At 71.3% G+C, this 11,144-nt stretch carries 6 protein-coding genes; 3 read left to right on the forward strand and 3 right to left on the reverse strand.

Annotation, left to right across the window (positions count from 1 at the left end):
- Positions 1 to 557 precede the first annotated feature (557 nt).
- Positions 558 to 1,973 (forward strand): NAD-dependent malic enzyme, encoded by a 1,416-nt coding sequence (locus ICW24_RS16630; protein ID WP_226346845.1) that lies wholly within the window; start codon positions 558 to 560, stop codon positions 1,971 to 1,973.
- Positions 1,974 to 2,192: 219 nt separating this feature from the next.
- Here ICW24_RS16630 and ICW24_RS16635 read toward each other — a convergent pair whose 3' ends face one another.
- The 3 genes from ICW24_RS16635 to ICW24_RS16645 form a co-directional block, all read right to left on the reverse strand.
- Positions 2,193 to 2,585 carry a DUF2237 family protein gene (locus tag ICW24_RS16635; protein WP_226346846.1) on the reverse strand — a complete coding sequence of 131 codons (393 nt, stop codon included), beginning with the start codon at positions 2,583 to 2,585 and terminating at the stop codon, positions 2,193 to 2,195.
- Positions 2,586 to 2,652: 67 nt separating this feature from the next.
- Complete coding sequence (locus ICW24_RS16640; protein WP_226346847.1) at positions 2,653 to 4,680, reverse strand: BCCT family transporter; 2,028 nt, start codon at positions 4,678 to 4,680, stop codon at positions 2,653 to 2,655.
- A gap of 104 nt (positions 4,681 to 4,784) precedes the next feature.
- On the reverse strand, positions 4,785 to 6,245 hold the full coding sequence (locus ICW24_RS16645; RefSeq protein ID WP_226346848.1) for an MATE family efflux transporter: 1,461 nt from the start codon (positions 6,243 to 6,245) through the stop codon (positions 4,785 to 4,787).
- A 694-nt stretch (positions 6,246 to 6,939) separates the two neighbouring features.
- Here ICW24_RS16645 and dnaB point away from each other — a divergent pair.
- A complete protein-coding gene (dnaB, locus tag ICW24_RS16650; RefSeq protein ID WP_226346849.1) occupies positions 6,940 to 10,611 on the forward strand; it encodes a replicative DNA helicase in 3,672 nt (1,223 codons plus the stop codon).
- Between the two features lie 342 nt (positions 10,612 to 10,953).
- A partial coding sequence (locus tag ICW24_RS16655; RefSeq protein WP_226346850.1) for a transposase occupies positions 10,954 to 11,144 on the forward strand: 191 nt, incomplete at its 3' end.

An 11,144-nucleotide genomic window follows, 5' to 3' on the forward strand; every position in this document is an offset into this window, starting at 1 on the left:
CACGTCCAGTGAACCGATCGGCACCGGGGCTTATGCCCTGAACCCTTCCGACAGGCGGGGGCGTGTTTGGGCAAAGTGCGCGCTCGTGGAGGGGATCGGCGGGTCGGCGGCCTCGGAGGGGTGCGCGTCGGACGGGAGAGGCCGGGGCGCGCAGGGGTGTCGGACCGGGTGTCGGGGCGGTGGGCCATCCGCGGGATCGGCCTCTCGACGCTGCCCGGGGCGGGAGCGGAGCCGGCCGGAAAACGGATCGCGCCGCGAGCCCGAACGGGGGACGGGCTCGCGGCGCGATCTGCGATGGACCGGGCTTTGGGGAACCGATCCGGTGGTGCTGTTGCGAGGGTCTTGGGGGCCCCTCGCAACGTTTCCGCCGGGCAGGGGAACCCGGCGGGATCACAACATCTGCATCGTGATCGGGAAGCCCGGTCTCGACGACATGACTAAGCGTACGCTCACAAAGCTTGAACGGTCAACCTTTTCCGCGAAAGTCATGTGCGGGCGCGCCCCGATAGCCTCGCGGTGCCCCCTCCGGCCACCCTCACGCGACACAGGAGTCCGTCATGAGTGACATCAACCCCACGACCAACACACCCGCCTATTCGGTGCGGATGCGGGTGCGCCTCGCCGACCGGCCCGGCACGCTCGGGCACCTCGCGGCGGCGATCGGTGAGGCCGGGGGCAACATCAGCTCCCTGGAGGGGTTCGTCGTCACGACCGCGCAGTTCGAGGAGGACCTCACGGTCTACTGCGCGGACGAGGCCCACCAGGAACGGGTCCGCGCCGCGATCGACGCGCTGGATGACGTCGACGTCCTCGAGTGGGAGGACCGGACGTTCCGCATCCATGAGGGCGGGAAGCTCGAGACGGCCGCCACGGCCGAGCTGACGAACATGGACGACCTGGCCATGGCCTACACCCCGGGCGTCGCCCGCGTGTGCCTCGCCATCGCCGAGGACCCCGAGCTCTCGCACGAGTACACGATCCGCAAGAACACCGTCGCGATCGTCTCCGACGGCAGCGCCGTGCTCGGCCTGGGGGACATCGGCCCGTGCGCCGCCATGCCCGTCATGGAGGGCAAGGCGCAGCTCTTCAAGCACTTCGCCGGCGTCGACGCGTTCCCCATCTGCGTGGACGTGGACAGCCCCGACCAGATCGTCGACCTCGTCACGCGGCTCGCCCCGACTTTCGGCGGGATCAACCTCGAGGACATCGCGGCGCCGGGGGCGTTCGAGGTGGAGGAGCGGCTCGTCGAGGCGCTCGACATCCCCGTGTTCCACGACGATCAGCACGGCACGGCCATCGTCACCGTCGCCGCGCTGCAGAATGCGCTCAAGCTCGTGGGCAAGCGGCACGAGGACGTCCGGGTCGTCGTCGCGGGCGTGGGCGCGGCCGGCGTCGCCGTGACGAAGATGCTCATGGGGGCCGGGGTGCGGCACATCGTCGGGGTCGACCGCAAGGGCGCCGTGCACACCGGGCGCGACGACCTCAACTCCTCCAAGCAGTGGTTCGCGCAGAACACCAACCACGACAAGGTGGCGGGCGCGATCTCCGACGTCATCGGCGGCGCGGACGTGTTCGTCGGGCTCGCCGGTCCGAACCTGCTCACCGTCGACGACGTGCGCAGCATGGCGGCGGACCCCATCGTCTTCGCGATGGCCAACCCCAACCCCGAGATTCGGCCCGAGCTCATCCAGGACATCGCGGCGGTCATCGCGACGGGTCGCAGCGACTTCCCCAACCAGATCAACAACGTGCTCGCGTTCCCCGGCATCTTCCGCGGGGCGTTCGACGCCCGTGCCCGCCGGATCACCGAGAACATGAAACTCGCGGCGGCGCACGCCATCGCCGATGTCGTCGGCGACGACCTCCACCCGCAATACATCATCCCGACGGCGTTCGACCACCGCGTCGCCCCGGCCGTGGCCGAGGCGGCCCGCGCCGCCGCCGTCGCCGATGGAGTGTGCCGCCCGCTCTGAGGCGTGCGCGGACTTCCGCCGCCCGGCCGGTGCACCCCGGCCGGGCGGGCGGCGGGACGCCCGTCGGGGGCCCAACCGCCCGGCCGGCGGCCGGGGTCGCGGAACGAAGAACCATTCGGGCCGGGTCGTCGCCCTCCTCACGAACGCGAATTCGAGAAGGCGCAGGTCAGGAGGCTGCGGCCCTCGGAGCACTCGGATCGACCCGGCCGGAATGGTTCTTCAGCACAGCGAGCCCGGGTCGTCAGGCACGTCGACCGCGTACTCGCGGAGGCGGTCGAGGCCGACGATGTCGGCCGCGCGCTCGTGCGTGGCCGCGAGGACGACGGGTGCGGCCACCCCGTGCTCGTAGGCGTGGGCCCACCGCGCGGCGACGACGCACCAGCGGTCACCGGGGGTCAGACCGGGGAAGCCGAACTGCGGCCGCGGCGTGACGAGGTCGTTGCCGGTCGCGAGCTCGTGGGCGAGGAACTCCTCGGTCACGACCGTGCAGACCGTGTGGCTGCCGAGGTCCTCCGGGCTCGTCTCGCACAACCCCTCCCGGAAGAACCCGGTGACGGGGTCGAGTCCGCACTCGACCAACGGCTCCCCGAACACGTTCAACTGCTCACCCATGGCCCGACCCTAGGGCGAGTCGGGGCCGGGCGGGTGCGCCGACGTCACGCGACCCGCCCGGCCCCCTCTACCGGTCCGCGGTGTTCTCGTCCGCGGTGTTCTCGTCGCGGTGCCCCTGCCGCGCCGGCACCTCCCGACCGGACGGGGTCGCGTGCGTCTCGTCCGCGTCCCCGGTGTCGAGGTACTGGCCGGTCTCGTAGTCGTAGTCGATCTCGCGGCCCTGCTCGTCGCGCCGCTGGTACCACCCGGTGACCTTGTCGTCGCGGGAGTCGAAGTCGGCGCCGGCGCCCTGGCCGTCCGGCGCGGATACGACGTCGAGCGCGAAGTCGTCGCCGTGGGCGCGGGTGCCCTCGCGGACCGCGTTGGCGAGCGCCGTCCGCGCGTACTCCCGGCGGATCATCATCGGGTCGGTTCTCAGGTCGGCCACGAACGCGAACATCATGACGAGCATGGCGACGGCGAACGGCAGGGCCGAGACCGTGACGAGGTTCTGCATGCCCTCGAGAGCCGACTGGCCGCCGGCGAGCAGCATGACGACGGCGATGGCCGACAGGAACAGGCCGAGGGTGATGACGACCCCGCTCGAGGGCTCGGACCGCCCACGCTGGGCGAGGCTGCCCATGACGACCGAGGCCGAGTCGGCGCTCGTCACGAAGAAGACCGTGAGCAGGAAGACGATGATGATCGGCGTGAGCGTGCTCAGCGGGAGCGCGTCGAGGAGGATGAACAGGGAGTCCTGCGCGTTCGGCGCGGAGGCGATGTCGGCGCGGCCCTGCTCCTGCATCCACATCGACGTCCCGCCGTAGATGCAGAACGACACGAGGCAGACGAGCGAGGGGACGAGGATCGTCACGACGACGAACTCGCGCAGCGTGCGGCCGCGGGAGATCTTCGCGATGAAGATGCCGACGAACGGCGACCACGAGACCCACCAGGCCCAGTAGAAGGTCGTCCAGGCGGCGAGGAACGCGGCCTCCTTCTCGCCGTAGCTCGCCGAGTAGGCGATCATCCCGAGCGTCTCGCGGAGGTAGTTCGCGACGATCGACGGGATGAGGTCGACGAGGAAGAGCGTCGGGCCGACGACGAAGATGAACAGCGCGACGATCAACGCGAGCACCATGTTGATGTTCGACAGGTAGCGGATGCCGCGGGAGACGCCGCTGACCGCGGACGCGATGAACGCGACGGTGAGCACGACGACGAGCCCGATGAGCAGCGTGTTGCCCACCTCGCCGAGGCCGGCGACGATCTGGATGCCGCGCCCGATCTGCAGGGCGCCGATCCCGAGGGCCGCGGCGGTGCCGAAGAGGGTCGCGATGATGGCGAAGATGTCGATGGCCTTGCCCGCGGGGCCCTCGATCCGCTTCCCGAGCAGCGGCGCGAAGATTGAGCTCATGAGGATGCTGCGGCCGCGCCGGAACGCGCCGTAGGCGACCGCCGCCCCGACGAGGGCGTACATCGCCCAGGCCTGCGGGCCCCAATGGAAGATCGTCTGGACGAGGGCGCGGTGCATCGCCTCTCGCGTCTGGGCGTCGACGGTGCCGGGCGGCGGCTCGAGGTAGTACTGCATCGGCTCGTACGGGCCGAAGAAGAGCAGGCCGACGCCCATGCCGGCGGCGAACAGCATCGCGACCCACGAGAAGCGGCTGTACTCGGGCTTCTCCCCGTCGAGGCCGAGGGGGATCGCCCCGTACCGGCTGAACCCGAGGACGAGCATGTACGCGAGGACGACCGCGGCGAGGACGCCGAAGAGCCAGCCGAAGTACGTCGTCACCCACTCCAGGGCGGCGGCGGACGCGGCGCTCATCGAGTCGGTGGCGAGGACGCCCCACACGACGAAGGCGAGGATGACGGCGGTGACGACGCCGAGGACCACCTTGTCGGTGTCGTAGCGCATCCGCTGGTCGTCGACGGAGACGCCGGGTACGAGGGCCGGGTGGACGCCGTGCGGCCAGGTGCCGGCCTGCGCGGCCTCCACGAGCAGGCGGCGGGTGCGCTGTCCGTGGCGGGAGGGCGCCACCGGTGCCTGGGGAGCAGCGCCGGACCGGTCCGGCGGGGTCGGCGTCTGCGGCGGTGCGTCGTCGGATCCGGGCACGGGGACCTCTTTCGTCGGCTCGTCCCGGATCCGGCTGACCCGGGGCTGGACGGCCCGCGCGACACTACCGAATCGTGGCCGCCGGGCCGATCCGCCGGGCGGATTCAGGCCCGGCGCGTCGCACGCGCCCCGGTGACGAGCCACCCGTCGGTGTGGACGCGCAGGCGCAGGGCGACCGCCCGCAGGACCATGAAGACGGTGAACGCCACCCAGACGACGGCGACGGCCAGCGGGACCCCGCCGGCCTCGATGAGGGGGCCGGTCGTCGCGGCGACGAGGAGCGCGACGGGGGCGTAGAGGACGAGGATCACGGTCTGTGCGCCCGCGAGCCACCGGGTGTCGCCGGCGCCGATGAGGACGCCGTCGAGGACGAAGACGTACCCGGAGATCGGGGTGGCGAGGCCGACGACGAGCAGGCCGGCCGTGAGGGCCGCGTACACGGCGGGGTCGGTGGTGAACAGCGCCGGCAGCCACGGCGCGAGCAGGGCGACGGCCGCGCCGAGGAGCGTGCCGGCGGCGATGCCCCACTGGACCATGAGGTGGGTGGAGGAACGGACGCCGCGGACGTCACCCGCCCCGAGCCCGCGACCGGTGAGGGCCTGCCCCGCGATGGCGAGGGCGTCGAGGGCGAACGCGAGGAACGTCCAGACGGTGACCGCGACCTGCACGGCGGCGAGGCCGGCGTCGCCCGTGCGGGCGGCCACCCACGTCGTCAGGAGGATCGCCGCGCGCAGTGCGACGGTCCGGACGAAGAGGGGGATGCCCGTGCGGGCGGCCTCGAGGATGCGTTCCGGGTGGGGGCGGCCGGCGGCGCCGAGGGCGCGGGCGCGGGGGAGGACGACGGCGACGAGGCCGAGCGCCATGCCGCTCTGCGCGATCACGGTGCCCCACGCGGAACCGGCGATGCCGAGGCCGGCGCCGTAGACCAGCGCGACGTTGAGCACGATGTTCGCGCCGAACCCGAGGGTCGCCGCGATGAGGGGGGTGCGCGTGTCCTGGAGGCCGCGCAGCACGCCGGTCATCGCGAGGACGACGAGCATGGCGGGGACGCCGATCGCGGAGATGCGCAGGTAGGTGACGCCGGCCGCGGCGGCCGGGCCGGACAGGCCGAACGCCCCGATGATCGGGCCGGCGGCGGCCGCGAGGCCGGCCGCCGTGGCGAGACCCAGGCCGAGGGCGAGCCAGAGTCCGTCGAGGCCGCTCGCGATCGCCTCCCGGAGCTGGCCCGCGCCCAGGCGTCGCGCGACGAGCGCCGTCGTGCCGTAGGCGAGGAACACGAAGAGGTTGGCCGCGGTGGCGAGGGCCGCCGCAGCGGCGCCGAGCCCCGCCAGCGGGGCCGTGCCGAGGTGCCCGACGATGGCGGAGTCGGCGAGCAGGAACAGGGGCTCGGCGACGAGGGCGAGGAACGCCGGCACGGCCAGGCGCAGGATCTCGCGGCTCTGGGAGACGGGGGCGGACGCCGGGGCGGGGTCGGTGCCGGGGGTCGAGGCGTCGGAGTGTGAGGCGTCGGGGGTCGGCGCGTCGGGGTTCGGGGCGGCGGGCGGTCGGGTCCGGGGCGGGGTCATCGTGTCGTCGCTCGTGCGGGAGGAGGGGTGGGGCGGGAACGTCGGCTCGAAGGGGACGCCGGGCCGGGTCGGCGGGCGGCTCCCTCGAGGGCTTGCAGGCGACCCTAGGCGATGCCGGGTGGCGCCGGACGGTCGTCCCGCGGCGCGTCGAGGAGGGGCGGAGACGTTCGCACGCAACGTAACTCGGTCCTTGACCTTCTTGACCCGCTCTTGACCCTCGACGGGGTCCGACGGAGGACTGGTGTCCGTCTTGCGGCGTTGGTCGGATGTCCAGGGCCCGCCGTCAACAGGTTGTCCACAGGTGTGAGTCGTGGAGGTCATCGACGGGTCAAGAGTCGGCCCTCTCGCGGCGTCCGACGGGTCGCTCGATCGTCCGAGATTCTTCTTCCGACCACAGGCGACCGGGGACATCACCGCAGCTCAGAAGGTTGGTCCGACGGAAACTTCTTCGTCGTCCCCAGGCGGGTCCACAGCGTGTGGAGGGTTGTCCCCCGCTTGTACACATCCCGTCCACAAGACCGTCCACAGGCCCGCTTGGTCAGGCCGGATCCGCGCCCTAGCGTGGGGCCTCTCGCCTGATGCGATCGGGCGGTGACGGAGGCGGCCGGGGGGCCTTGTCAGTCCTGTCTGTGAAGGTGTCGAGAGGCCGGTTCGCCGGCCCGTTCGGGTCGTGTCGGGATGGAGGTCGAGAGTCGTGTCGCTCGCAAGGCTGGAACGGTCCGGGGAGGTCGAGCCGGCGCCTCGTGGGGAGGGTCCGGAGGACCGCGTCCCGCCGCAGGACGTGCACGCCGAGCAGAGCGTGCTGGGGTCCATGCTGCTCAGCAAGGACGCCATCGCGGACTGCATCGAGAGCACGCGGGGGGTCGACTTCTATCGGCCCGCGCACGAGACGATCTTCGACGCCGTCCTCGACCTGTACGGGCGCGGCGAGCCGGCCGACGCCATCACCGTCGCCGACGAGCTGACCAAGCGCGGCGAGCTGGGCCGCATCGGCGGGCAGGCGTACCTGCACCAGCTCATCTCGGCCGTGCCGACCGCGGCGAACGCCGGCTACTACGCGCAGATCGTCGCCGAGCGGGCCGTGCTGCGCCGCCTCGTCGACGCCGGCACCCGCATCGTGCAGATGGGGTACGGGACCGGCGGCGGCGACGTCGAGGAGATCGTCAACGCCGCCCAGGCCGAGGTGTACCAGGTCGCCGACAAGCGCGGCGGCGAGGACTACCACCTCCTCGGGGAGCTGCTCGAGGCCACGGCCGACGAGATCGAGCACGCCTCCGGCTCCAGCGGCGAGATGGTCGGGGTGCCCACCGGCTTCACCGATCTGGACGATCTGACCAACGGATTGCATCCGGGGCAGATGATCGTCATCGCGGCTCGACCGGCGATGGGCAAGGCGCTCGCGCTCGACACCGAGCTGCCGACGCCGACGGGCTGGACGACGATGGGGGAGGTCCAGATCGGCGACGAGGTGCTCGGGGCCGACGGTCGACCGACGGCCGTCGTGGCTGCGACCGACGTGATGACCGGGCGCCCCTGCTACGAGCTGCAGTTCTCGGACGGCGCGACGATCGTCGCCGACGAGGAGCATCAGTGGTTCACGGAGACGCGGGCCAGCCGCAAGTCTTTCCAGGCGGCGCGCGACAAGCGCAACCGATGCATCAGCCAGCAGACCTTCGGCGCCGTTCGCACGACCGCGGAGATCGCCGCCACCCTGCGATGCGACACGGCCGACCGGCGACTCAACCACAGCGTGCCGTTGGGCGAGGCCCTGCAGTTCGCGGAGGCCGATCTGCCGGTGGGGCCGTATACCCTCGGCGCCTGGCTGGGCGACGGCTCCTCCGCCTCGGCGTCGATCACCGTCGCCGACGTCGAGATCGTCGCCCAGATCGAGCTCGAGGGCTACGTCGTCGACAAGCTGGGGGCGCCCCTGCGATACGGCATCCGGCTGCCCAAGGCCGAGGCCGAGTCCCGGGAGTGCGTCGTCTGCGGGACGGCGTTCGTGCCCCGCTCGGTCGGCGTCAAGACGTGCGGACGCAGTTGTGGTGGTCGATCCAAGGGCATCGGCGAACGCTACGTGCGGCCGTCGTGCCCGGACTGCGGGCTGCCCTACGCGGGTGGCCGCAGGTGCCGCGCGTGCACGGCCCGACGGGGATCGGTCCAGGCCATCCTTCGAACCGTCGGAGTCCTCGGCAACAAGCACATCCCGGCCACCTATCAGCGTGCGTCCGAGACGCAGCGTCGCGCGTTGCTCGCGGGCCTGCTCGACACCGATGGCACGGTCTCCAACGTCGGCTGCCCCCAGGTCACGACCACGAGCCCCCGCCTGGCCGAGGACATCCGCGAACTCATCGTGGGGCTGGGCTACCGCTGCTCGGTGGGTCGCAAGCGGGTGCCGGGCCGGACGCCTACGTCGTCGACCGCCTTTACCCTGACGTTCAGCAGCGACGAGGACGTCTTCCGTCTCGAGCGCAAGAAGATCGTGCACAAGGAGCTGCGCTCGCGCACGTTCCAGCGACGCAACTCCCGCTTCATCACCGCCGTCGAGGCGGTCGAGTCCGTGCCGGTCCGTTGCATCCAGGTCGCCGCGCCCGACCACCTCTACCTGGCGGGGCGGTCGATGATCCCGACGCACAACTCGACGTTGGCGCTGGACATCGCGCGGGCAGCGGCGATCAAGAACGATCAGGCCACCGTCGTGTTCTCCCTCGAGATGAGCCGCAACGAGATCACCATGCGTCTGTTGTCGGCGGAGGCGTCGATTCAGTTGCAGCACATGCGCAAGGGCACGATGCGCGACGACGACTGGGCCAAGCTCGCGCGGACGATGGGCGAGGTGTCCGAGGCCCCGCTGTTCATCGACGACAGCCCGAACATGTCGCTCATGGAGATCCGGGCCAAGTGTCGGCGGCTCAAGCAGCGGCACAACCTCAAGCTCGTCATCATCGACTACCTGCAGCTCATGAGCTCGGGCAAGCGCGTCGAGTCGCGCCAGCAGGAGGTCTCGGAGTTCTCCCGCGCGCTCAAGCTGCTCGCGAAGGAGATCGAGGTGCCCGTCATCGCGCTGTCGCAGCTCAACCGTGGTCCCGAGCAGCGGACCGACAAGCGTCCCCAGGTCAGCGACCTGCGCGAGTCGGGGTGCCTGCCGGCGTGCACGCGGATCGTCCGCGCCGACACCGGCGCCGAGGTGACCATGGGCGAGCTCTTCGAGACCGGCGCCCGCGACGTGCCCGTGTGGGCGCTCGACGACTCGCTGCGCTACGTCCCGCGGCACCTCACCCACGTGTTCCGCACCGGGACGCGGGACGTGTACCGGCTGACGACGGCGTCGGGCAAGGTCGTGCGGGCCACGGACAACCACCCGTTCCTCACGTACGGCGGCTGGGCCGCGCTCGGCGACCTGCGGGCCGGCGACCGGATCGCCGTGCCACGCCACGTGCCCGCGCCCAGCGCCCACGACGAGTCGTGGTCCGACGAGGACGTGCGCACCGCCGCGGGGCTCGTCGCGATGCTGCCCGAGGCGGGGATCCCCGCCGACCTGTTCTCCGTGCCGAAGCGGCAGATCGCCCTGTTCCTGCGGGAGCTGTTCACCCGCGCCGGGGGTGTGCTGCTCTCCGACGCGCGCCCGGGCGGCGAGATCTTCTGCTTCGCCGCCGACCGCGCGAGCCTCGACCGGACCGCGTTGCTGCTGCTGCGGTTCGGCATCAGCTCGCACATCGACGGCGGCGGTGACGACTGGGTGCTCGACGTCGTCGACCTCGACAGCCAGCGCCGCTTCCTGCAGGAGATCGGCATCGACGGGCCCGCCGCCGGAGAGGCCGAGCGGCTGCTGCAGATCGTGCGCGTCGTCTCGGCCGGCGACGGGGGCGCGGACGCCGCGGCCCGCGACGCCGGGGAGGCCGAGTCCGCCGCGCGCATGGGGCCGGCCGTCTCCGGCGACATCGTGGAGGAGCCGCTGCCGCTGTGGCAGGAGGTGGCCGGCGTCGTCGCCGACCCGTGCGACTCGGGCTCGCTGCGCCAGGTCTCCGCCGTGCTCGACCGCGCCGACCTCGACCTCACCGCCGTCAACGACGTGGAGTGGGACCCGATCCTCGACATCGCCTACGACGGCACCGAGGACGTCTTCGACGCCACCGTGCTCGGCACCCACAACTTCATCGCCGACGGCATCGCCGTGCACAACTCCATCGAGCAGGACGCCGACATGGTCATGCTGCTGCACCGCGAGTCCGTGTACGAGCCCGACTCCCCCCGCGAGGGCGAGGCCGACATCATCGTCGCCAAGCACCGCAACGGCCCCACCGCCACCATCACCGTCGCCTTCCAGGGGCACTACAGCCGGTTCACGAACATGGCGACGAACTTCTGACCGGTTGTCGAGATGGGCCATACTTTGTACAAATCGGCCGATTCATTGTTTACGCGGGACTCGGCGTGTCACCTGGACGAACGCCTTGTAGGTCTGCATAATTCGCCTCTTCACTCGACGGTGCTGGTGGGCTACCGTGAGGAGGCTGGTACATAAAGCGAGGGCGCCCCGCTGCAACGGGACGCCCTCGAGTAGCACGACCTGATCCGAGCTAGGGAGACAGGAGGCGTTGTGGTGCCAATACTAAGGCCGGTGCCCGATCCTCTCCAAGGGCTGCCCGAATGGGAGTTCTGAACCGCCCCGGGATGTCGGGAGACTCCAGATCTTGGGAAGGTTGGAGTCATGTCGGGAAACGCGTCCACGAGGTACCCGCCTGAGCTGAAGGCTCGGGCGGTGCGGATGTTCGAGGAGGTCCGTGCCGATCACGCCACGGATTGGCAGGCGATGACGAAGGTCGCCGAGCTGCTCGGGGTGAGCACGGCGGAGACCGTCCGCAAGTGGGTGCGCCAGGTTCAGGTCGACCAGGGCGTCCG

Origin of the sequence: Agilicoccus flavus, assembly GCF_014857905.1 — a bacterium.
Taxonomy (GTDB): domain Bacteria; phylum Actinomycetota; class Actinomycetes; order Actinomycetales; family Dermatophilaceae; genus Agilicoccus; species Agilicoccus flavus.